The sequence below is a fragment of the Lactobacillus sp. M0396 genome (assembly GCF_016101625.1).
Taxonomy (GTDB): Bacteria; Bacillota; Bacilli; order Lactobacillales; family Lactobacillaceae; genus Lactobacillus; species Lactobacillus huangpiensis.
On sequence record NZ_JACFQE010000001.1, the window covers coordinates 149,453 to 170,951 of the forward strand.

The 21,499-nt window shown below is 32.7% G+C and carries 22 protein-coding genes; 6 read left to right on the plus strand and 16 right to left on the minus strand.

The window, feature by feature from the left end; genetic code table 11:
* Positions 1–2 precede the first annotated feature (2 nt).
* Positions 3–3,476: a PD-(D/E)XK nuclease family protein gene (locus H3T43_RS00690; protein ID WP_198211818.1), complete on the minus strand. Its 3,474-nt coding sequence runs from the start codon at positions 3,474–3,476 to the stop codon at positions 3–5.
* A 75-nt stretch (positions 3,477–3,551) separates the two neighbouring features.
* Between H3T43_RS00690 and mvk the strand changes: the two genes are divergently transcribed.
* The 4 genes from mvk to fni are packed head-to-tail and all read left to right on the plus strand — an operon-like array spanning position 3,552 to position 7,578.
* Positions 3,552–4,460: a mevalonate kinase gene (mvk, locus tag H3T43_RS00695; RefSeq protein WP_198211820.1), complete on the plus strand. Its 909-nt coding sequence runs from the start codon at positions 3,552–3,554 to the stop codon at positions 4,458–4,460.
* Positions 4,461–4,465: 5 nt separating this feature from the next.
* Positions 4,466–5,425 (plus strand): diphosphomevalonate decarboxylase, encoded by a 960-nt coding sequence (gene mvaD, locus H3T43_RS00700; RefSeq protein ID WP_198211822.1) that lies wholly within the window; start codon positions 4,466–4,468, stop codon positions 5,423–5,425.
* A 36-nt stretch (positions 5,426–5,461) separates the two neighbouring features.
* Complete coding sequence (locus H3T43_RS00705; RefSeq protein WP_198211823.1) at positions 5,462–6,544, plus strand: phosphomevalonate kinase; 1,083 nt, start codon at positions 5,462–5,464, stop codon at positions 6,542–6,544.
* A 17-nt stretch (positions 6,545–6,561) separates the two neighbouring features.
* Positions 6,562–7,578, plus strand: coding sequence for a type 2 isopentenyl-diphosphate Delta-isomerase (fni, locus tag H3T43_RS00710; protein ID WP_198211825.1), 1,017 nt, complete (start codon positions 6,562–6,564; stop codon positions 7,576–7,578).
* A 306-nt stretch (positions 7,579–7,884) separates the two neighbouring features.
* Here fni and H3T43_RS00715 read toward each other — a convergent pair whose 3' ends face one another.
* From H3T43_RS00715 to H3T43_RS00730, 4 genes are read right to left on the minus strand one after another with little or no spacing between them, the layout of a single operon-like run.
* Positions 7,885–8,670: an HAD family hydrolase gene (locus tag H3T43_RS00715; protein WP_198211827.1), complete on the minus strand. Its 786-nt coding sequence runs from the start codon at positions 8,668–8,670 to the stop codon at positions 7,885–7,887.
* A 14-nt stretch (positions 8,671–8,684) separates the two neighbouring features.
* The gene (locus H3T43_RS00720; protein ID WP_198211829.1) at positions 8,685–10,067 is read right to left on the minus strand and encodes an RsmB/NOP family class I SAM-dependent RNA methyltransferase; all 1,383 of its coding nucleotides are present in this window, start codon (positions 10,065–10,067) and stop codon (positions 8,685–8,687) included.
* The gene (locus H3T43_RS00725) at positions 10,051–11,025 is read right to left on the minus strand and encodes a hypothetical protein (RefSeq protein ID WP_198211831.1); all 975 of its coding nucleotides are present in this window, start codon (positions 11,023–11,025) and stop codon (positions 10,051–10,053) included. Before H3T43_RS00725 ends, H3T43_RS00720 begins: the two co-directional genes overlap by 17 nt.
* Entirely contained in the window at positions 11,015–11,767 is a 753-nt protein-coding gene (locus H3T43_RS00730) for an SAM-dependent methyltransferase (protein WP_198211833.1), read from the minus strand. Before H3T43_RS00730 ends, H3T43_RS00725 begins: the two co-directional genes overlap by 11 nt.
* A gap of 85 nt (positions 11,768–11,852) precedes the next feature.
* Between H3T43_RS00730 and lepB the strand changes: the two genes are divergently transcribed.
* Complete coding sequence (gene lepB, locus H3T43_RS00735) at positions 11,853–12,431, plus strand: signal peptidase I (RefSeq protein WP_034979074.1); 579 nt, start codon at positions 11,853–11,855, stop codon at positions 12,429–12,431.
* 56 nt (positions 12,432–12,487) lie between these two features.
* Positions 12,488–12,679: an LBP_cg2779 family protein gene (locus H3T43_RS00740; protein WP_034979071.1), complete on the plus strand. Its 192-nt coding sequence runs from the start codon at positions 12,488–12,490 to the stop codon at positions 12,677–12,679.
* A 305-nt stretch (positions 12,680–12,984) separates the two neighbouring features.
* Here H3T43_RS00740 and H3T43_RS00745 read toward each other — a convergent pair whose 3' ends face one another.
* The 11 genes from H3T43_RS00745 to H3T43_RS00795 form a co-directional block, all read right to left on the minus strand.
* Complete coding sequence (locus H3T43_RS00745; protein WP_198211834.1) at positions 12,985–13,824, minus strand: hypothetical protein; 840 nt, start codon at positions 13,822–13,824, stop codon at positions 12,985–12,987.
* Positions 13,824–14,531 (minus strand): ATP-binding cassette domain-containing protein, encoded by a 708-nt coding sequence (locus H3T43_RS00750; protein WP_198211835.1) that lies wholly within the window; start codon positions 14,529–14,531, stop codon positions 13,824–13,826. Before H3T43_RS00750 ends, H3T43_RS00745 begins: the two co-directional genes overlap by 1 nt.
* Positions 14,531–14,896, minus strand: coding sequence for a GntR family transcriptional regulator (locus H3T43_RS00755; protein WP_198211836.1), 366 nt, complete (start codon positions 14,894–14,896; stop codon positions 14,531–14,533). The genes H3T43_RS00750 and H3T43_RS00755 overlap by 1 nt, the downstream gene beginning before the upstream one ends.
* Positions 14,897–15,045: 149 nt before the next feature.
* A complete protein-coding gene (locus H3T43_RS00760; protein ID WP_198211837.1) occupies positions 15,046–15,933 on the minus strand; it encodes a hypothetical protein in 888 nt (295 codons plus the stop codon).
* A 27-nt stretch (positions 15,934–15,960) separates the two neighbouring features.
* Complete coding sequence (locus H3T43_RS00765) at positions 15,961–16,788, minus strand: hypothetical protein (RefSeq protein WP_198211838.1); 828 nt, start codon at positions 16,786–16,788, stop codon at positions 15,961–15,963.
* Positions 16,789–16,832: 44 nt separating this feature from the next.
* The gene (locus H3T43_RS00770) at positions 16,833–17,642 is read right to left on the minus strand and encodes a hypothetical protein (RefSeq protein WP_198211839.1); all 810 of its coding nucleotides are present in this window, start codon (positions 17,640–17,642) and stop codon (positions 16,833–16,835) included.
* Positions 17,642–18,346, minus strand: a complete 705-nt coding sequence (locus H3T43_RS00775) for an ATP-binding cassette domain-containing protein (RefSeq protein ID WP_198211841.1) — start codon at positions 18,344–18,346, stop codon at positions 17,642–17,644. Before H3T43_RS00775 ends, H3T43_RS00770 begins: the two co-directional genes overlap by 1 nt.
* Before the next feature lie 10 nt (positions 18,347–18,356).
* Positions 18,357–18,710 (minus strand): GntR family transcriptional regulator, encoded by a 354-nt coding sequence (locus H3T43_RS00780; RefSeq protein WP_034979815.1) that lies wholly within the window; start codon positions 18,708–18,710, stop codon positions 18,357–18,359.
* A 76-nt stretch (positions 18,711–18,786) separates the two neighbouring features.
* The gene (locus H3T43_RS00785; RefSeq protein ID WP_198211843.1) at positions 18,787–19,551 is read right to left on the minus strand and encodes an ABC transporter permease; all 765 of its coding nucleotides are present in this window, start codon (positions 19,549–19,551) and stop codon (positions 18,787–18,789) included.
* Between the two features lie 18 nt (positions 19,552–19,569).
* Entirely contained in the window at positions 19,570–20,325 is a 756-nt protein-coding gene (locus H3T43_RS00790; RefSeq protein ID WP_198211845.1) for an ABC transporter permease, read from the minus strand.
* Positions 20,326–20,330: 5 nt separating this feature from the next.
* Positions 20,331–21,218 carry an ABC transporter ATP-binding protein gene (locus H3T43_RS00795; RefSeq protein WP_198211848.1) on the minus strand — a complete coding sequence of 296 codons (888 nt, stop codon included), beginning with the start codon at positions 21,216–21,218 and terminating at the stop codon, positions 20,331–20,333.
* Between the last annotated feature and the right edge of the window lie 281 nt (positions 21,219–21,499).

Genomic DNA, 21,499 nt, shown 5'->3' on the forward strand with positions numbered 1-21,499 from the left:
CTTTAATTTCCTTCCTTTAGCCTTTTTTTAATCTTTTCCAGTAGCTCATCCCTTTTCAGGCTTCCTACTTGATGATACTTATTTTCTTTCAACATGGCGTCAAAAAAGAAAATATCACGAAAGTCAGAATAAGTTAATGCATTATTTCCATTCCCATATTTATAGGGATTCAGCTTTACTTTTCCCGCTAAAATTTGACTGGAGGCATCTTTAATAAGCTCTTCGTCATATTTCAGCAATAATTCAAGTTCATCACTATTGAAATAACTGCCACCAAACTTTAAAGATCCATCTTTCGTAGAACTGACTCCGGCATAAATGGAAGAAGTACTACGTGGTTTATTTAAGTCAGGTTCAGCCGCGAGCATTAATAGCTGGTCATCATTAATTAAACCAGTATATTTAAGTTTAATTTGGCCATCTAAGTATGCTTCTTTTATCTGCAAATTATTGTTGTACAATTTTTTGTTATTTAGCTTTTCTGTTTGCCTTGTAACTGTTTGATAAAAAGCACCTAAAAGTGAAAGTGGGTCAGATCCAGCAAAGAATTTGTGGTTTTGCATTAACACATCTAGATATGAAACCATTTGTAAAGAAATACCCTGGTAAAATAACCCCAGATCAAATTTTTTAGCGGAGGACTTATAATCGATTACTTGAGCAATTAATCCGTTTTGATCAGGAACATGAGCCAAATCAACTCGATCTATTTTTCCCCTTAAATTAACGTAATGATTACCTTCTATGCCTGGCACTTTAAAGTTAAGTCCTTGCACCTGTTCACCTTTTCCAAAACTTAACTCTGAATATTTAGCACGCAGAGGAGTTTTGGAAACTGCATGATGCCAATTACTTGCTACTTTACTAGTAGTTTTATCAAGACACTTAAATAAAAACTCATTAAATGGGTCATTTAATAATTGCTGATATCTGGCCTCATTTTTCATTTTTGTACGTGCAATTGTAAGTAACTGATTTAGTGTTTCGTCATCAATTTCTTTCAAATCAAGTGAGCGGTCATTTAACTCCTTAACTAAACGGTCGAAGGTTTCGTGGAAATAATTGCCTGCTTGTATAGCATCCAATTCATTTTCAAATCTTTTATGAAGGTGTAAACCATATGTCAAAAAATATTCGTATGAATTTTCATAAAAAGTTTCCAGCTGAGAAACAGAAGAATTGAGGTTTGAACCATATAATTTTTGTGCCAAGTCAGGACCTATATTTTGAGGTTCGTTTATAAAATTGCTTCCTGCTATAACTTTAGCTGTTTTTTGCGGTAAAAGTTCAGCCGTTAGCTTTAACAATTCTTTAACATCAATATTCTTTTCTGCCCGATTAAGATAGCTTAGATATCCTAAACTTGCCTGTGGATTGGTTATAAAAGATAATAACTGACTAAGTTCTTCAGGTAAATTGTGTTGCGAAAATTCTGGTGCACCCGCAGTTTTAAACCTTTCATAATAAATTGAAGGCTGTACTGTACTACCCTCATCAGTCGCTAAACAATACGACAAATAAACTTTGTCCTGTGCTAAAGCCAAACAATTACCAAATTGGTAGTTTTGGTCCCAGTTACTTAGCTGCTGCCTATCTTCAATATAAGAGTCTTCGCCAAAATCTTTTTTTAATTCAGCAAGATTTTCTGTACTTAAAAAGCCGGGAGTATTCTGTATTTGTGGTAAGCCGTTAACCGTTGCCCCCATAATAAAAACCTGCTTGTAGCCACTGACTTGAACAATACCCATTTCGGATAAATTTACAGCATCCAAAGTGGCTGGAATTTGAGAAAAGGTGGCTTCCTTAAAGCCGTTAATCAATACTGCAAAAAAGCCTGCTGGATCAAAATTATCAGGGTTAATTAACAAATAATCATGTAGCAGATTAATTAAAAGATCCCAAACCTGTTCTGACTGCCGGGCTTCTTGTAAAGCACCATCTTCTTGGGCATCAGCACGCCATTTTTCTAATACTTCATTGACTCCATTGTTAGTTAAAAAATTAAAAAATATCGTAATAGCTTTTTGGCTATCCTTTTCTTCTTTTAAACTATTAAAAAGCTGCGTAATTTGTTTGATAAAATATTCTTTTAATTTTTCTATTTTATTTACTTCTTCGGGAATTTTGTCTAATCCTATGACCTCTGCTGCCATATAATCCGCAAAGTTTCTCTGCCATAAATTATGGTTTATGCCATGAGCGAGAACAAAATTTTCCAATTGGTCAACATCATATACATAAGCCGTTTCGTCTTGATACCAGTCAGGTATTATTAAACGGGTCTTCATTATGGCCAGCAAATTTTGGGTCTGAAAAGGTCTCGACAATAACTGAGCGATGTTTTCAATTAAGACCACTAAAGGATGATACTTCATTTCTTGTTGTAAATCATTAAAGAAAGGAATTTGATTCTGTCTTAAAATTGGGGTTAAATATGTCTCGTATTCATGCAGATTTGGTGCCAGAACTAAGAAATCGCGGTAGCGATAGTGTCTTAATGCAACCTGCTGGTAAATGGTGTGAGCTACGTAATATGCCTCCGCATATCTGTTATCTGCACGCACGAGTTGGACTTGATTAAGATCACCAATGTTGCTTACGTCTCCAGTCCAAAATTCATTGAGCAACTCTCTTTTAGTTGGTCTGGGACTAACATTTGTAGTTAATATTTGATGTGGCAAATTATGAACTTTAATATATTGTAATAGTTTATTGATAGTAGTTTGAATGACATAATCGTAATCTCCTGGCTCAGCTTTTGGGTTAATCTCACCCAGCTGCGTTTTAAAAGCCAATGTGACGCTATGGGCTTTGGCCATCAATAATTTGACGGTTAGACATTCCTGAAGAGAAAAATGAGAAAAATCGCTAAAGTAAAAGTCTGCTTGATCTAAATTTTTTTGTGTAGCTAAAAATTCATTTAACTGCAACTGTATCTCGTTTGAGGTAGAAAATTTGCCTGTAATGGCTTCAATGAACGCTGAATAAATAATTTTAAGATCAGAGATCTTATTTTTGGTTTCAAGCTCAAGAGCATCTTGATCGATATCATCAAGATTCAAATTGCCTTCGCGAATTTGCAGAATTGTATCATATAATTGCTTTATTAAGCCCGGATTCAAGTTAGTAGTCTGAAAAAGGTGCAGCTGATCTTTCTTTTGATCAACAATTTTGGCAAGAAGCATTGCTGCAGCAGCATTATCAAGTTCAGTTGGCAAGCCCTTTTTTGCATCTTTTAAGAAAAACCAGGCCAAACGTGAAAATGATAAAACTTGCAGATTTTTGACAGATTGCTCAGTATGGTTTTGACTGGTAGCCAACCTATTTATTGCTCTGACTTCTGTGGTAAACTTAATGTGGTTGGGAACGATGACAAAAGTTTTATGATCAGGGAAAGTCCGATAATTTTGTACTGCTTCCTGTAAAATTTTTTCCTGCATGGGATCGGTTTGCCGACCGACTAGAAATTTGATCATCTGTTCTCTTCTCCTTTGTCATTATTTTAGCATAGGAACCAAATTTTTTTACAAACAATAAGGATCTTAAATAAAATGAAATCAAGTTTTTTAGCACACGGAAAAGTTATTCTTATCGGTGAACATTCAGTAGTTTATGGCTATGATGCGTTAGCATTGCCAATCAAATCATTGCATATTAAAACGACTGTTGAACCGGCAGAGCAAATGTGGATGGATACGGCTCATTATCAAGGGCCTTTTTTTATGTCTCCATCTGAATATGACGGACTAAAATATGTTGTTAAAACTATGCTGACAAAAGCTGCCAGTAATGAAACTCTGAAAATAACTTATACAGGAGAGATTCCAATAGAACGTGGTTTAGGTTCAAGCGCCACAGTTGCTCTTGCTACAACAAGAGCAATGAATGCTTATTTCAAACTTAATTTAACTGAAGAAGAAATAATTGGAATTACTAACCATGCTGAAATGATTAATCACGGTAAAGCATCAGGTCTTGATGCAGCAACTGTTAATTCAGATTATCTGATCTTTTTTAATCAAAAAGATGGCCCCAAGTCGCTAAAAGCTAAACTAGACGCAACTTTGCTTATAATGGATACTGGTGAATTAGGCAGTACTAAAAAAGCAGTTAGTCAAGTTCAAGGTTTGATGGCAAAAGTCCCCGGTGTAAAAGAAAATATCAAGGAATTAGGCAAACTGGCTGATGAAACTAAATCAGCATGGTTAAAAAAAGACGCTGAAAAGGTAGGTTCATATTTTAATCGGGCACAAGAGATACTCCATTCATTTAATCTTTCAACCGCAAAAATTGATCATTTGCAAAAAATTGCTCTTGCAAATGGTGCATTAGGTTTTAAATTATCTGGTAGCGGACTCGGTGGAATTGTAATTGCCTTGTGCAAAAATCATCAAGATGCTGTCAAAATAGCAGATAAATGTCAAAAAATAGCTACGAATAGTTGGATTGAGGAAATATAATTTTTATGGAAAAAACAGTTCGTGCCCATACAAATATTGCGCTAATCAAATATTGGGGCAAAGCAGATTCAGGTTTACGTTTACCTTTGATGTCTAGCTTGTCAATGACACTTGATAAATTTTATACTGACACTAAGATTTCAGATAGTTTAGAAAATCAATTTTGGTTAAATGGCGTCAAACAAAATGGACAAAGCAGCAGCCGTGTTTTTTCTTTCTTAAAATTACTGCAAAAAAAATTTGCTGTGACCGGCAAATTAAAAGTTGAATCATATAATCATGTTCCAACAGCTGCAGGATTAGCTTCTTCTAGTTCAGCTTTTGCGGCTTTAGCAGGAGCTTTTTGCCTACATTATGGTTTTAATTTGTCCCCTGTTGAACTTTCGCGTTTGGCTCGTTTAGGTTCAGGATCAGCCAGCAGATCAATTTATGGTGGTTTTGCTATTTGGCAAAAAGGACACGATGATGAATCATCTTATGCCTATGCTCTAGATGAAAAGCCTGACGTAGATTTGCGATTGCTTGTGGTTGAGCTGAATAATCAGCAAAAAAATTTGTCTTCCACTCAAGGCATGAAGCAGGCGCAAACTTCGCCATTTTTTATACCTTGGATTGCGCGTAATCAAACAGAATTAAAACAAATGATTGCAGCAATTAAAGCAAATGATTTTTCAACTATTGGCAGTTTGGCAGAATTGAATGCTTGTGAGATGCATGCAGTCAATTTAAGTGCACAACCAGGTTTCACATATTTTGAACCCGCAACTATTAAAGCAATCAAACTTGTAGATGATTTACGTCGACATGGTATAGAATGTTACTTTACAATAGATGCCGGACCTAATATAAAAATCTTAAGTCAATTAAAAAATGTAAAAGATATTACTAATAGGTTTGTATCCGAATTTGATAATGTTAACATAATAAATGCAAGTTTTGGTCCAGGTATTTCATGTCTGAACTAATTAATATAAATTAATTGATTAGGAGATTTAATTCTTTTGATAACAGAACAAGCACCCGGTAAATTATACATAGCTGGCGAATACGCCGTATTAGAACAAGATTGTCCCGCTATCTTGGTCGCAGTTAATCAATTTATTCGTGTTTCAATTATTAAGTCAAAATCAGGAACTGGTTTAATTCATTCTAAACAGTATTCTCAAAGTTCCATTCACTGGATCAGACGGGGAGCAAAAATGGTTATTGACAACCGTGATAATCCTTTTGAATATATCCTCGCTGCTATCTCATACACGGAAAGATTTTGTTTGGAACAACAAGTAAAGATGAAAGTTTATGATTTATATGTTAATTCTGATCTTGATTCTTCTGATGGCAAAAAATATGGTTTAGGCTCTAGTGCGGCAGTGACTGTAGCAACAGTTAAAGCAATACTTCGTTTTTATAATGTGCCTTTCAGCAATGAATTAGTTTATAAACTGTCAGCCATTTCACATTATTCTGTGCAAGGTAATGGTTCAGCCGGTGACATCGCTGCAAGTGTTTATGGTGGCTGGATTGCTTTTCAAACTTTTGATAAACAATGGCTTGCTGATGAATTAGCACACAAATCTTTATCTGAAGTACTGAACGAGGCTTGGCCTGGACTTAAAATTCAGCTTCTGACTCCTCCTGCCGGTTTAAAATTAATGATTGGCTGGAGTCAAAAGCCAGCATCAACCTCAAGGCTTGTTGATGAAACTAACGCAAATAAAGCTGCCTTAAACGGCCAATACCAGGAGTTCCTCAGGCTCTCACGCAAATGCGTTCTTAAAATGATTGCTGGATTTGAACATAATGATATTCAGATAATTAAAAAACAAATTCGTGTCAATCGTAAATTGTTGCAGCACTTTGCGCAAATAAATCAAATTGCCATTGAAATACCACGACTTTCTAAACTAATTAACATTGCGGAATCATTTGGTGGCGCAGCTAAAACTTCAGGTGCCGGTAATGGTGATTGTGGCATTGTAATTGCAGACAGGAATACAGATACTGCTTTTCTTGAAGATAAATGGCGTCAAAACGGTATAATGCCTTTGGACTTTCGTGTACACCAAATTCGAGTTGCTGACTAGAAGAACAGAGGAAAATTATGTCAATCAGATCTAATCGTAAAGAGGAACATTTAGTTTTGGCACAAAAATTTTATCAAAATGAAAAACCAAATAGTTTTGATAAAATGCACTTAGTACGCCCTGCATTACCAGAAACTAAAGTTGATCTCCGAACCATACAAACTACAATGTTTGGTAAAAAGATTGCGGCCCCCTTTTTTATTAATGCTATGACTGGTGGATCTCGCAGATCATATCTGATTAATAAAGAATTAGGTCGAATAGCCAAAAAAACAAATATTGCTTTAGCATTAGGTTCTGCCAGTATTTTAACTAAAGAACCTGCTTTACTAGATAGCTTTTTGATTGCAAGGCAACAAGATCCTGATGGCGCTTTAATAGCAAATGTTAATGCAAAGACTTCAGCCGAACAAGCTGAAAAGATTGTGACAGAGTTAAAAGCTGATGCATTGCAAGTACACCTAAATGTGGTACAGGAAATAGCTATGCCAGAGGGAGATCGAGATTTTTATTGGCTTGATAACTTAAAAGAGCTGCGTCAGAAAGTGACAGTTCCAATTATTATAAAAGAAGTTGGTTTTGGACTAGACAGAGAAACAATTCGTTCGTTAAAAAATGAAGGCTTTAGATTTTATGACGTTGCAGGAACTGGCGGAACTAATTTTGCTCAGATAGAAAATGCACGTAATACTAATAATGTTTCTTATTTAAATAATATTGGCTTACCTACCGTTATTTCGAGTTTAATGGCAGCTAAAGAGCAAGTTGAATTTACTGTTTCCGGTGGTGTACGCAACCCGTTAGATGTTTTTAAGGGGCTTTGCTTAGGTGGAAAATTTGTCGGAATTTCTAATGTATTTTTACAGGCATTAATTAAGCATGACGCAGATTACCTGCAAAACCTTATTGAAGAATGGCAATATGAACTTGCCTGTCTTCTTGCAATTTACGGTCAAAACGATCTCTCTGCTCTGAACAAGATTGATAAATATTATGACGTATCACTAAAAACTATTATTGATCAGTTATTATAAATAAAAATGAGTACGAAAATTTTAAAAAATCTTAGTACTCATTTTTATTTTGACAATTTTCATAACATAAGCAAGTTTGTGAAAATCAATTTTTGCTCATCCTATATTTCCCTTTCAAACTTTTTGATTAATAATTCAGATGTTTACAAAGTGCTCTGCTATGAAATATCTAAGGTGTAATTCATAATTTAAAAATGCTTCATAATAGTTAAAGACACTATTATGAAGCATTTTTATTGAATGAGCAGAATCTTTATTCCCCAATTAAAATTGAGGAGAAAAAGATAATCAAAATTAACTAATGTTTTAATTTAATAAACGCCATATCTCCTTTTGAACAGCACTATCATTGCTGGATCCTATTATGTGGTTGGCAGCTTTTTTGGCACTCGGAAGAGCTGTTCCAGTAGCATAACTGCTGCCTGCATATTTTAACATTCCCACATCGTTACCACTATCGCCAAAAGAAACCATTTCCTTTGGACTAATCTTGTATTTGCTGCCCAAATATTGCAAACCGCGTGCTTTATTCATCCCTTTTGTCGACATATCTATTGATGAAGCTGAACCGGAAACAAAACCAATTTGCGGATATTTCCGCTTAAGTTCTTCTAAAAGTTTAACCATTCTATTTTCTGGAACGTCAAATGTTACCTTAAAAACTTGGTCATCTAGATTATTAAAACTATCAACGACTGTTAGTTTCTCATAATATTTTTTCAATTCTTTTGCATATTCAGGACCATCACTTTTTAGGATATATGCACTGGCAAGACCAGAAACCGTTGCTTTTTCATCATACTCCTGAATAATTTGCAAGAGCGTTAGCCAATCTTCTTCAGAAAGACAATCAACATGAATTACTTGTCTGCCTTGAGCTACCAGTGCTCCATTTTCAGCAATGTAATAAAGTTGGTTAGCCACTTGGGGAAACCGGGAGTATAAATTTTCAAATTGATTTCCACTTGCAACTACAAACTTTATTCCTCTTTTTTGCATTATTTGGAATTCTTGGAAAAATAACTCTTGATCATAAGTTTTTTGGTCAGTTAGCCAAGTTCCGTCCATATCAGTAGCGATTAGTTTAATCATTCTTTTTTCTTTCTCTAAATTCGTAATCCTTTGGGATAATAGTTTTTAATAATATGATTGCTTACTTTGCCAAAGCCTAAAATAAAATGTTTAAAGCTGACAAGAATAAATCCAGTTTCATCTGAATCAGTTCTGATAGCTTCTCCATGCAGATATTTGAGATAATTACTACTACTTAAGTCAACTACCCTATTCTGCTCTTGTGCTGCTAAGACCATAGCCAGTTGATGTCCAGGTTCAAAGCGTTTTTTCTTTAGAATACCCAACTCAATACCATTGGATAAAATTTTAAGATGAGAAGCAGAATTTGTGCTTAGTGCGGGAATAAAAACGTGATTATTATGAATTTGACATTTAAACTGCCAGTTCTCAATTGCAGATGGTAAATTAAATCTATCTAGCACGCTTGAAATCAAATGCATATCAGATTTGGTTAAAGCACTTTTATGTTGCTTCTTATGATCTGACTTTTTACTTGTCGAACCAGAAGATTGAGCATTCATTTTTCGTTCTAACCTTAACTTTGCAACATACTGTCCCTCTCCAATATTGGCAGTAGGCCAAAATCGTGCTGTTTTAGCCAACTCAATATTATTATCTGACCATTCTGGATGTCCAGGTTCAATATATCGTTCATTTATTTTTAATGGCAATATTGTAAAATCAAAAGTTTTAGTTAGCCAAGAAACTATTTGCTCATTTTCTTCTGGAGAAAAAGTACAAGTTGAATAAATTAGTTTCCCACCTGGTTTAAGCATTTGAACTGCAGAAGACAGAATTTCTTTTTGCCGTTGCTGACAAAAAAGCACGTAATCCTGTGACCAATATTCAATAGCTTTAGGGTCTTTGCGAAACATGCCTTCACCACTGCATGGAGCATCAACCAATATTTTATCAAAATACTGTGAAAAATATTTTGTTAATTTTTCTGGTTTTTCACTTGTGATGAGTGCATTGGTTATTCCCCAACGTTCAAGATTTTCACGTAAAATTTTTGCTCGACTAAGCGAAATTTCATTTGCAAGCAAGAATCCTTGACCCTTTAGTTGTGAGCCAATCGCAGTGCTTTTCCCACCAGGGGCAGCACATAAGTCTAGAATCTTTTCCCCAGGCTGGACTTCAAGAAAAAAAGCAGGAAACATTGCAGCAGGTTCTTGTGAATACACTGTCCCACTCACCCATTCAGGATCTTTTCCACTTATTTTGCCATAATAGGCATTTGGTATTAGCGGAATTTTTTCATTAAGATTATAAGAAAGAGTTTGATTTTCCTTCAATGAATTGATTCGAAAAGCATTTTTAGAATTTTCATTTATTGCTTTAAAAAGATGATCAGCTTTACTCTTACCTAATAGCTTTGTATATTTTTTGATGAAATCTTCAGGCAATTTTGGCATTATTTTTTTCCTTTCGTAATAAGTGCAGAATGCTTAAGGCGTAAAGAACAGAAATTATTACCCAACTTGTCATTAAAAGCCATATTAAATGTTGTGGCTTGGAAACAAATTTTTGCGAAACTAAAAAGAAATAAGCACCTATAGTAACTACAAGTTCAATGAGCAGAATTCTAATCCCATGATTGATTAACCAGTTATGTAGCAGACTGCCCTTCAAATTTGTCTGCTGAACTGTTTTCCAATCCATAAATGCTAAAATTATATTACTTGCTGAAGCAATTAACAAAAAAATTAAGATAAATAAAATTTCACGAATAATTGAAAACTGATGTATTTGATGATTTTTGACAAAAACTGGTGTTTTTGCTTTTACACCATAATGCTTAGCGATTTGTTGAATTACTTTATTTGAACTGTCGATTATGATCTGATAATCACGCAGTTTAAATTTGCCAGTTGGTTGTTTCGGACTAGCAGTCAAATAATAGCCGTTTTGCTTCATTTGACGATAATGCTTTAAAGTTCCTATAACCGTATAATATTTTTTATTTATGTAAACATACTCGTTTCCTTGCGCTTTTAATGTCGGAACTTTTGCGTTTAAACCAAGTACAGCAAAAGAAACTTGACCTTTAAAGTCATCTTTTGTGAAGTACCTTCCTGATTCTGTCGGTAATTTTAGCACATTATGATTTGACCATACGAGAGTCTGATTTTTCTTGGCTTTGGAGGTCATATGAACTTGGATTTTATTATGAGGATATCTTTTTTTCAAATAGGTCAAGAAAGTTCTGACTTCTTGATTGCTTTTGACTTCAATATAGCGGGTATTGTTGCTTAAACCATATGCCTCGAGCAATTGGTTCGCTTCACGGGACTGAACATTTGACAACATACTGCCTATACCTAAAAATGATAAAAATATAATAATAATTAAAATGATTTTTTTAAATTTCATGTGTTATCTCAAAAATGTGTTCATCAATAAAATCAAAACTGGGAAAAGTTTGATTAATCTGTTTTAATTCTGGGGAATGATGTATTAATTCTTTTTGCCAAAAAGCTGCTGAATTGGTCGCTCCGCTTTTTTCTCCTATGAACAGCAGATGGCTTGTTGTATTCAGTTTTTGCCATGTTGAAACAACATTTGTGTCGCTATTGCCAAAATTGGGAGCCCAAGAGCATATTATTAGATCAACATTGTCAAATATCTCAACGGCTTTAGCAGCTTCAAAATTTGTGACTGTCATAAATTGCCTGGAGCCAGTGCTTGAAGTTTTTGACCAATTTAAGTTATCTGTGACTGTCATTTTTACGCCTACATCGGAGAGAGCTTTGCTCCAATAAGCATTGCCTGCCATAATTTCCAAACCGGTTTTAATATTTAAACTTTCTTTAATTGCATTAGCTGTCTGCAAATTAGGAAGTGACCAAACACCAAAATTAATTGCCAAAAATTGTCTTAAATTGTTGATTAACTGATTAGCAGACTTAAATTTCTTAATATCAGTTTGCGAAAGATCAGCACATATTTCTTCAGATTTATCCGGCAAAAAACCCAGTTTCTGTGGAGCTTTCCTTAAAACTTGCTTTTGGGTCACAGCATAAATAATATCGTTAATTTCCTTGACTTGATGATGTATGGGGTCAATATTAAGCTCTTGATCTAACTGGTTAATTTTACTTAAAAAATTTATCATTATCAAATACCTATAATGATTTTAACATTCAAACTGAAGGATTTCAGTTATAATAAAAGGTAACATAATAAAGGAGAAAAATTTTATGGCGAAAAAAGTAACAAAAAAGCAAGACGAAGAGGAAGAAAGCTTAGGTAAATTTATTCTTGATGTTGTCATAATGATGGCAGTTATTTTAGGTGTGTTCTATGTTTTATTCCATTTTGTACTTTCTAATGATAGAGTTTCTGGACCGTCTATGCAACCGACTTTTGAAGATAATGATCGTTTGATTGCTGTGCGTAATTTTACTCCTAAACGTAATGATGTTGTTGTTTTGCTGGCTCCTAAGGCAGCAAATGATGTCCCAGGAGCATACTACATCAAGCGAATAATTGGTCTTCCTGGTGATAAGCTTGTTTCAAAAAATGATAAAATGTATGTTAACGGAAAGCTTTTACCTGAACCATATCTTGAAAATCATTTCAAAAAGGATAATAATGCTCAAGGGCAGACATATACAACAAATTTCACATATAAGGTTCCAAAAGGCTATTATTGGGTAATGGGCGATCACCGTGATATTTCTAAGGATTCACATATTTTTGGTCCTGTAAAACGACAAAATTTAATTGGTAAAGTCAAATTCAGATACTGGCCATTTAATAAAATTCAGGGTTTTTAATTTCCTTTGAATTTTAATATTTTTCCGCTAAAATAAATTGTAAAGGAGAATTTATTATGAATCAGCAGTTAGAAGAATTATCCGATGCAATTATCGATTTTCAAGTAAAACATCATGTTACTGATACGGATTTGGCTTTCGCAAGTCACTTATCAGTTGAAAAAATTCACTCAATGAAAACTGGCGATGGCGAATTCACTCCTGAAGAAATTAATCAGTTGTACGATTACCTTGCTGCAAATCATTAAAATATTAGCTAAATATCAAAACCCGCAAGAGATTATTTTTGCGGGCTTTTATTTTCAGTGATTTTAGAAAATTTTAGTTTAGGAATAATTATAGGAATTATCTTGCCTTCGATCAGTTTAATAGCTCTTATCATTTCCAAAAAAAGCAAAAATCTTAAAGCTGAGAAAATTGCTTTTTTGACTTTCATTGCCTTTTGTCTTTTATTTGCGTTGGCATTTTTGCTGTTTGTATCATGAGTCTTTTTTGACTGTTAAAAAGACGCTAAAAATTACTTTTTGGCGTCTTTTAATATGTATATTTTAATTTATTTTCCTTCTCTTGCTTCAAAAAATTTACTGAAAAGAATTGTATCCAAAAACCAAAAAAGTAAATTGATTACAAGCATTAAAATTAGAGCTAAAGCCAAATCATCATTTGTTCCTGTGGTTTTTCCCATCATAAATCTAAATGGAAATGAAATTATTTGTAAGCCAATGTCACTGGCTTTGATTGCAAGCCAAGCAACTAAAATAATCACAAAAACTGCAATTATCTGAAAATAAGTTTTGCTGAGAGTTTGAGGAAGGAAATCCAAAAGAGCACGGCTGGAATAATTTAAAAAGCTAATAATGAAATAACCAAAAAATGCGCTAAGAATAGTCATCATAATAGCACCAAAGAAGTTAAACATAATTTCCAGGTCAACTTGTTGCAAATGCCTTCCAATATCAGCAAACATTTTGAGTATGCTGGTATGAAACTGACTGTCAAAGGTAAATGTCACAGCACTTAAAACAAGAGTACAAATTATTTCTAGTATTACGAATAACAGCAAAGCTCCAAATGAACTTAAAATATTATCGAAATAGAGTTTTTTATCGTCAATTGGTACTAAGCGCCAAGTTTGATTGCCACTGACATGTTCATTTTGAAAACAGGTGGTTAAATAAAATATGCCAGTAAAAAGCCATGCTAATACTATAAAAATAGTCAGCCATAAGGTAAAGAAATTAGAAAAAATAGTTCTATTAATGTAATCATGATCGTTACTAAAATTAAAAAATGCCATCGCAAAAGAGGCAACTGTTTGAATAATTAACAATAGTGAAATCCATTTGGTTTTCAATCTGAAAAGCACCGTAAAATAGCGATTAAAAATTGCCATTATTCATCCTCTTCTCTTTGATAAAAACTCTCATAAAATTCCTCCACACTTTGATTATCAGCCCTAATTGCTTCAGTCGACTTTTGCATACAAACAGTCTTATTTTTAATAATAATAACTTCATCCAAAACCGCAGCGATTTCATTTACGAAATGATCTGAAACCAAAATCGTGGATTTTTCTTGCTTCCATAAAATTATCGATTTAATGATTTTTTTACGTGCCATAGCATCAATGCCGGAAAAGGGTTCATCTAAAAGATATAAATCTGTTTTTCTGGAAAAAGTTAAAGCAATAACTAACTTCTCCTTCATACCTTTTGACATCTCTGACAAACGAAGATTAGAACTTAACTTCATAAATTCTCTTAATTCCTCAAATTGCATCAGATTAAAATCATGGTATAAGATCTGATAAAACTTAACAATATCACTAATTCTTGTTGAATTAGCAAAGCCAGTTAAACTATCTGTAAAAGATAGATGTTCTTTTCTTTCAGCTTCTTTAGTAAAGCCGGAAACTTTTACCATTCCACGATAGTTTTTTGCTACGCCACTAATTATTCGCATTAAAGTAGTTTTGCCCGCACCATTTTCGCCAAGAAGAGCAACGATTTTGCCTGGTTTGAGCGTTAAGTTTAAATTATTAATAATTCGTTTTTGATTTTTTCTATAAACCAGATCAGTTATTTCTAAGGAATTGCCCATTATTTACGCTCCTCTTTAAGATATTCAGATAAAGATTTGAGGATTTGTTCGTCAGATACTCCTAAAGAGTTCATACTCTGAACAAACTTATCCAGTTCAGCATTAATCAATTCCCTTTTAGTTTTCTCAAGTAAAGTAGTATCTTCAGTGACAAAATTGCCTTCACCCCTTTTGGTGTACAAAATGCCTTCAAAGTTCATTTGTTGTAAAGCACGTTGCACCGTATTGACGTTCACAGTTAATTGCACTGCTAGTTCACGCACGGAAGGAATTTTTTTACCTGGCTTTAATTTACCGGTAATTATTTGTCGATATAGGTATTGCTTAATTTGCAAGTAAATGGGAATGTTATCTTTAAATTCCACAAGTCCACCATCCTTTGGCCGTAATACACCTATAATACACTATCATAAACTAGATTGTTTTTTTCCGCAAACCTTTTAATTGTTGTAATAACCTGTTTTTTGTAAGAAATTACAAAATTGTAGAAGGAAATTTTTTCTTAATTGCTGACTTACTTACGTTCACTGGCTTCATAAAAATGATTGAATAAGAAAACGTTGCTGCCTAACAAAATAAGATCGCAAATTGTGGTTGACAAAATTGCAAAAGGTAAATCACTAGAATAAGCAAGTCCATAATTAGCTGGATTAAATACTGACAAAAGAATTTTGTAGACAAATATATGTTGAATTTTAAAAAAGAACCAGATCAGTACAAAAATTATGAATAAATGGAGTATCTTTACAAGTGCTCCATTAACGTTAGCGGGTACAAAATCTATTATGGACTGGCTAGCAAAGTTAAAGAAACTGATAACAAAATATAAAAAGAAACAACTTAAAATGGCTAAGACAATTGTACCAATTACAGTCCAGAAAACACTGTAATCAAAATTAGGATGCAGATCTATTAGGAAATTATGAAATCCTTGTTGGAAATCTTTATCAATCAAAAAAGATAAGAAAACAAGCATAATTGCAGCAACTACTTCAAGTGCAAGCATGTAAATAAAAGATACAAATGTACTTAAAATATTATCAAGATAAAACTGGCTGTCACTTATTCCAGCTAACCGCCAAGTTTGACTTCGATTAAATTTTTCACTTTGCAAAGGGGTTAAAATGAATACAAATAATATGACAAGAAAGGCTAAGATGACAAAATATAATGTCCATTCTGTTATTAGACCGACATTATTTTTTAGATTTTTTTGAATATGCCAATTTGTAACTTCATAATAAGTAAAAAAGGCACACGCTAATGCTGCTATTAATTGAAAAAAAAGTATAATGTGTAATTTTCTTGTTTTAATTTTAAAAAATCTGTTAAATAACCTGCTAAATTCCGTCATTTTGGACTCCTTATTTTTATTTTTGCTCGCTGACAAATCTTCACTCATGTGAAATTGTTATTATGCCTCTATTTTTTATTTTGCTTCAAAGAAATGCTTAAATAAAAAGATATTAATAACGTACATTATCAAATTAACAACTACAACGATTACATTAAGATAGGGTAAAGTATTATTGTAAGCCGGATTTAAGTTTAAAAAATTCAAAAGGCTACCTAAAACTTGATCGACAAAAATTTTTTCTACTTTGGTAAAAAGCCAGGCTATTGCGATAACAATAAAAATATGTAATAGTTTGACAATTAAGCCGTTTGAAGCTACAGGAAGATAATCCATGATGGCTTTACTGGAAAAATTTAAAAAGCTGATCAATAACGAAATAAAAAAGCAACATAAAAGTAAGAGTAGCATGATATCAAAAATAGAACGAATTGTATTCAGTTCAAAATTTGGTCTAAATTGCTTAAGCATTCTTTCGCATGAATTACGAAAAGCGTTGTCTGTAAAAAATGAAACAGTCAGCAAGATACCAGCAACAATAAAGTTAAGAATAATAAAATAAACAAATGTTGCAAATGTGCTCAAGCTGTTAGCAATGTAAAATTTTTCGTCACTAATTGCAGTTAAACGCCAAGTTTGGCTATGGTTAATCTTTTCATTTTTAACAGTAATATAAATGAAAAAGAATATGATAAAAAAGACACCTAATAGACAAAAGCCCATTAACCAATCAGGTAAAAGCTCAGTATAAGAGTTTAAAAATTCACTTATCTTACCTGTCCCAATTAGCAGGCCAAAAACAGAAAATGCAAGGGCACCAATTGTTTGAATTATTAAAAATGAATAAACATTTTTTGCTTTTTCTACAAAGAATCTGCCAAACAAACTTTTAAATGAGGTCATACTCTTTCCTCCCCACCACAAAAATATTATAAAAACATTAGGATTTACTTCTCTTCTGCTTCAAAGAAATGATTGATTAAAAAGACGTTAATGCCAAGCATTATCAAATTAGCAACAAACATCATACCTACAACATATTCTAATCCCGCAAGATCAGTAGCTTTTAGTAAAAAAAGATTTACAAAAGAGTTTATCAATACTCTATAGAGCTTAACAAGCAGTCCCATTAATATGATAATGATGAATATACGAATAAAAGAAATTAAAATATGACTTGATGCTTGTGGTAAAAAACTTAAAATTGCCTGACTGGAAAAGTTGAGGAAACTAACCAAAAAATAAATAAAAAGAGAAGTTAGAATTACCAACAGTATGATACAAATAAAGGTAAGAAATGTGTCAGTATCTAAATTGAGTTCAAACCGCAGATTTTTGCCAAATTGGGGGTAAATTATTAATGACAAAAGGAAAAAACCAATTGCAATTAACAAATCTAAAAACACAAAATAAATTAATGAAACAAATGAACTTAAGATATTAGCAGCATAGAATTTGCCATCACTGATTGGTGCCAAACGCCATGTCTGACTTCTATTTAAGCGTTCATTCTGAACGACAGTTAAAATATATAAAATAGGTCCAAACAGGAAAGTAAAAGAAGCAAATAAGGCCATCCATCCTGGAAAAAATTCAAGGTTATTGTTCAAATTTAAGTGAAACCTGCCAGAATAAAAACTAAAATAAGTAAAAAAAGCTGATGCCAAAGAACTAATAAATTGCAAAACAACTATGAGATGAACAATTTTGACTTTTCTTTTAAAAAATCTGCCAAATAAATGGTTAAACATGACCATTATTCATCCTCCGCATCGTATAAGCCTTCATAGTAGTCTTCAACACTCTTATGATGTTCTCGTATCTCTTCAGTTGATTTATGAGCATAAATGGTTTTATCTTTGATAATGACAATTTCATCCAGCATACTGGCAATTTCGTTCACAAAGTGATCTGAAACTAGAATAGTAGAATTTTCTGGCTTCCATAAAATAATTGAGTTAATAATTTTTTTACGAGCCATTGCGTCAATACCTGAAAATGGCTCATCTAATAAATAGAGATCCACTTTACGTGAGAATGCAAGTGCAATAATCAACTTTTCTTTCATTCCCTTAGACATTTCTGATAAACGCATTTCTGAATCCAATTTCATAAATTGACGAAGTTGCTCAAATTGTTTCGTGTCGAAATCCTGAAAAATAATCTCATAAAATTTGACAATTTCTTGAATTTTGGTCGAGTTCCCAAAACCTGTTAGACTATCAGTAAATGAAAGGCGAGCCTTTCTTTCGGCTACTTTATTCTCTCCAGAGATATTTACTGTTCCACGATAGTTTTTAGCAATACCACTAATTACTCGCATAAGGGTAGTTTTACCTGCACCGTTTTCACCTAAAAGGGCTACTATTTTACCCGGTTGCAAATTTAAATTTATATTATCTAAAATTGTCTTTAAGTTTTTCTTGTAAGTTAAATCTCTAATTTCTAAAAGATTTTCCATATTAATACTCCTACTTCAAATGATTAGCAACAATTAAATTGATTTGTCCAGATGAAATTCCAAAACTTCTCATGTTCTGAACAAACTTACGTTGTTCAGCAACGATGATGTCTTTTTTTATTTTCTTTAATAATTTTTTATCGTTTGTGACATAATTACCCTCTCCCCTTTTAGTAACCAGAAGACCGGAATTAATCATTTGTCTAAGCGCTTTTTGAATAGTATTAACATTCACTGTTAACTGTGCTGCTAAATTACGTACAGAAGGTATCCTCTGATTCGGCTCAAGTTTGCCATTAATGATTTGTCGACATAAGTATTCTTTTATTTGTATGTATATCGGCAGATTGTCTTTAAAATTCATAATTCTTTTCCAACTGTATTACATTTATAATACACTATAATATTACAATAAACTTAAAAGTTATGCAATTAATTACTTAAAATCTTTTTCTCCGAAAGATTAAATAGCCGGCAATCACAAAAATAAGAATATAGATTAGACTACCAATTAAAAGCTCTTGATTGTTCAGGTGGGTAGTTAAAACATACATGCCATAATTACCAAACTGCCTAGTCAAGTCCACCATATTAAAAGGGTTCCATTTCATAATGTTCACCAGTTTGCCTCCGTTCATTAGGTCTGAAGAAATGCTTTGACCCATGAATGTAATTAGAAGGCTTGCTGTAATTACAATTGCACTACTATTAATTAGACACGAGAGTAAAAAAACAATAGCAATAATTAACATTGTAGTTACTAAATCTATTAGAGAAGCAGTTACCATGTTTAGCCATACCGGCTGATGATATAGATATGACGCTGACCAGTTAACTTGATAATTAAATATGGTATATTGCAAACAAATTGTATAAAAAAGAGCTAGCAGATGCAGAAAAACATTGTATAAGAATAAAACAATATATTTTGATAAGTAAACATATATTTTATTAGCAGACTTATATAAAAGTGTCAAAATCGTATTGTTTTGAAATTCCATTGAAAAATACGTGGCACCTACTATCACTAAGATAAACATTATAAAATCAGAAGAATCAAAAGTTAATGTTAAAATTAGCTTTTTACTTTCATCTGCTAAAGCGAAACCGGTAATAAGCATTAGAAAAAATAATATGATAGCTGCGATCCAAGTAATTTTGCGGTGCACTAATTTATATAATTCCTGCTTAATACTATAAATCATTTTAGTGATCTCCTCTCTTTATACTCGTCGATGTTTGAATAGATAATATCCTAGAACCATAAAAACTATGCCGTAAATGATATTGGCTATAATTAGTTCAAGACTTGATAAATTCGATTTTAAGCTAAGGCTTGAATTTGATAATTGCTGGGAAATAAAAATCATATTTAAAAAGTTCCATTTAATAGTACTTATAAAATGGGGAAAGGTTTGCATTAATCCTTTGGAAAAGCTGGCACCAAAAAATGCTAGTACAATTCCAAAACAAACTACTACAGCATTATTTTTAACCAGCATAGTGAGCATAAAAGATAAGCCAATGCTAAAAAAAGAATAAATCAATGCTCCTGCCAGGTTAGTTACCAGATCATTTAAAAGATTATTACCATTTTTGTTAACTAACCAATCATATCTGACATTATTAAAGAACATGCTTAAAATCAAGGTAAGTAAAAATGCAATCACTGTTAGGAGAAAACTATAGACTAAGACAACCAAAAACTTGGAAAAGTAAATTTGAAACTTGCTTGAAGTCTTATACTCCAGCATGATAATCGTGTTATTCTTGTATTCCATTGAAAAAATTGCAGATGCTACGGTAATAACTATTAAAGGAATCCACTCATTTGCACCAAATCCGTAGCCAAGGGATTGGCGCGTAATAGGATTAGTAAAAAAGTTGTAAATCATTGTTACAATGAGAATAATCAGACCATACAGAGCAATGTTTTCATGCCTGAATTTATAGATTTCCTGTTTAAAGCTTATAAGCATTTTGTCTAGCCTCTTTTCTTTTCCAAGACATCAACTACAATTCGTTCAAGGTTGGCTTCAAGCGGCAAAATTTCTTTTAAGTGAACACCTTCGTTAAATAGCAGATCTTCTATTTTGTATATGTCGTTTTGACTTACTATCAAATAATTTTCATTTTCTGTAAATGTGATCTGGTAAGCAGCAAAAATCTTTTTTGCAAGTCTATTATTTTCAGTAGTCAAATGGTATTTTTGGTGACTAATTTTTTCAAATTCTTTGACCTCTTTATTCAATATAATTTGTCCTCCGGAGATTAAGACAACTCTCGTCATTACTTTTTGTAATTCACTTAAAATATGACTTGAAATTAAAAAAGCTGTTCCTTGATCAGAATATCTTTTGATTAATTTTCTTACTCGAATCGTTGATTCAATGTCAAGTCCGTTCATTGGTTCATCAAGAATTACAACTTGGGGCTGATTTAATAAGGCGATGACTATGCCTAATTTTTGCTTCATCCCTAGTGAATATCCTTTAGCCTTATTATTAATATATGAATCCATTTGTAATTCAGAAATCAAATTTGCCATATCTTTTTGATCGTGAGCATAAAGGGTCAAATTTTGCATACCAGTAAGAAATGGGTAAATTGCTGGATGTTCAATTAATGCTCCAACCTTTGTTAAAGCATGATGGTCATTTTCAGACACATTTTTACCATTGACCTCTATTTTTCCTTTAAATTTCATTAACCCTAAAATGGTTTTCATAATAGTTGTTTTTCCAGCTCCATTTGGGCCTATTAGACCTATTATTTCACCAGCTTTAACATCAAAAGTAGCATTATTAACTAGCACTGTCTTGCCCACATAAGTGCAAACATTATCAACTTGTAGTGCAATAGAACTTCGCATGATCACTCATCCTTTCTCTTATATTATAATAGTGAACTATTTATCTAATACACTAGTATAATAAAATAAATAATCAACTTTTGCAAGGAGTCTTTTGCCTTTTGTCTTAGAAAAATTTAAGTGTTCCACAAATTAACAATATAAAATTTTAAAAAGAAAAAAGGCACATAAAACCATTTTTGATAATGATCCTATGTACCTAAATTTAAATTTCTATTAATTGTGCATAATTTTACTAACTTTTTAGAAGTTAAATTTTCTCCATCAGAACAAGATTTAAG

Excerpts from the sequence above, each read along its gene's own strand:
- H3T43_RS00790 (WP_198211845.1), bottom strand. The coding sequence starts at position 20,325 with ATGCTTATAAGCTTTAAACAGGAAATCTATAAATTCAGGCATGAAAAC.
- H3T43_RS00785 (WP_198211843.1), bottom strand. The coding sequence starts at position 19,551 with ATGATTTATAGTATTAAGCAGGAATTATATAAATTAGTGCACCGCAAA.
- H3T43_RS00760 (WP_198211837.1), bottom strand. The coding sequence starts at position 15,933 with ATGAGTGAAGATTTGTCAGCGAGCAAAAATAAAAATAAGGAGTCCAAA.
- H3T43_RS00780 (WP_034979815.1), bottom strand. The coding sequence starts at position 18,710 with ATGAATTTTAAAGACAATCTGCCGATATACATACAAATAAAAGAATAC.
- H3T43_RS00770 (WP_198211839.1), bottom strand. The coding sequence starts at position 17,642 with ATGGTCATGTTTAACCATTTATTTGGCAGATTTTTTAAAAGAAAAGTC.
- H3T43_RS00795 (WP_198211848.1), bottom strand. The coding sequence starts at position 21,218 with ATGCGAAGTTCTATTGCACTACAAGTTGATAATGTTTGCACTTATGTG.
- H3T43_RS00730 (WP_198211833.1), bottom strand. The coding sequence starts at position 11,767 with ATGATAAATTTTTTAAGTAAAATTAACCAGTTAGATCAAGAGCTTAAT.
- H3T43_RS00740 (WP_034979071.1), top strand. The coding sequence starts at position 12,488 with ATGAATCAGCAGTTAGAAGAATTATCCGATGCAATTATCGATTTTCAA.
- H3T43_RS00690 (WP_198211818.1), bottom strand. The coding sequence starts at position 3,476 with ATGATCAAATTTCTAGTCGGTCGGCAAACCGATCCCATGCAGGAAAAA.
- H3T43_RS00745 (WP_198211834.1), bottom strand. The coding sequence starts at position 13,824 with ATGGCAATTTTTAATCGCTATTTTACGGTGCTTTTCAGATTGAAAACC.
- mvk (WP_198211820.1), top strand. The coding sequence starts at position 3,552 with ATGAAATCAAGTTTTTTAGCACACGGAAAAGTTATTCTTATCGGTGAA.
- H3T43_RS00720 (WP_198211829.1), bottom strand. The coding sequence starts at position 10,067 with ATGCCAAAATTGCCTGAAGATTTCATCAAAAAATATACAAAGCTATTA.
- H3T43_RS00715 (WP_198211827.1), bottom strand. The coding sequence starts at position 8,670 with ATGATTAAACTAATCGCTACTGATATGGACGGAACTTGGCTAACTGAC.
- lepB (WP_034979074.1), top strand. The coding sequence starts at position 11,853 with ATGGCGAAAAAAGTAACAAAAAAGCAAGACGAAGAGGAAGAAAGCTTA.
- fni (WP_198211825.1), top strand. The coding sequence starts at position 6,562 with ATGTCAATCAGATCTAATCGTAAAGAGGAACATTTAGTTTTGGCACAA.
- H3T43_RS00775 (WP_198211841.1), bottom strand. The coding sequence starts at position 18,346 with ATGGAAAATCTTTTAGAAATTAGAGATTTAACTTACAAGAAAAACTTA.
- H3T43_RS00750 (WP_198211835.1), bottom strand. The coding sequence starts at position 14,531 with ATGGGCAATTCCTTAGAAATAACTGATCTGGTTTATAGAAAAAATCAA.
- H3T43_RS00725 (WP_198211831.1), bottom strand. The coding sequence starts at position 11,025 with ATGAAATTTAAAAAAATCATTTTAATTATTATTATATTTTTATCATTT.
- H3T43_RS00765 (WP_198211838.1), bottom strand. The coding sequence starts at position 16,788 with ATGACCTCATTTAAAAGTTTGTTTGGCAGATTCTTTGTAGAAAAAGCA.
- mvaD (WP_198211822.1), top strand. The coding sequence starts at position 4,466 with ATGGAAAAAACAGTTCGTGCCCATACAAATATTGCGCTAATCAAATAT.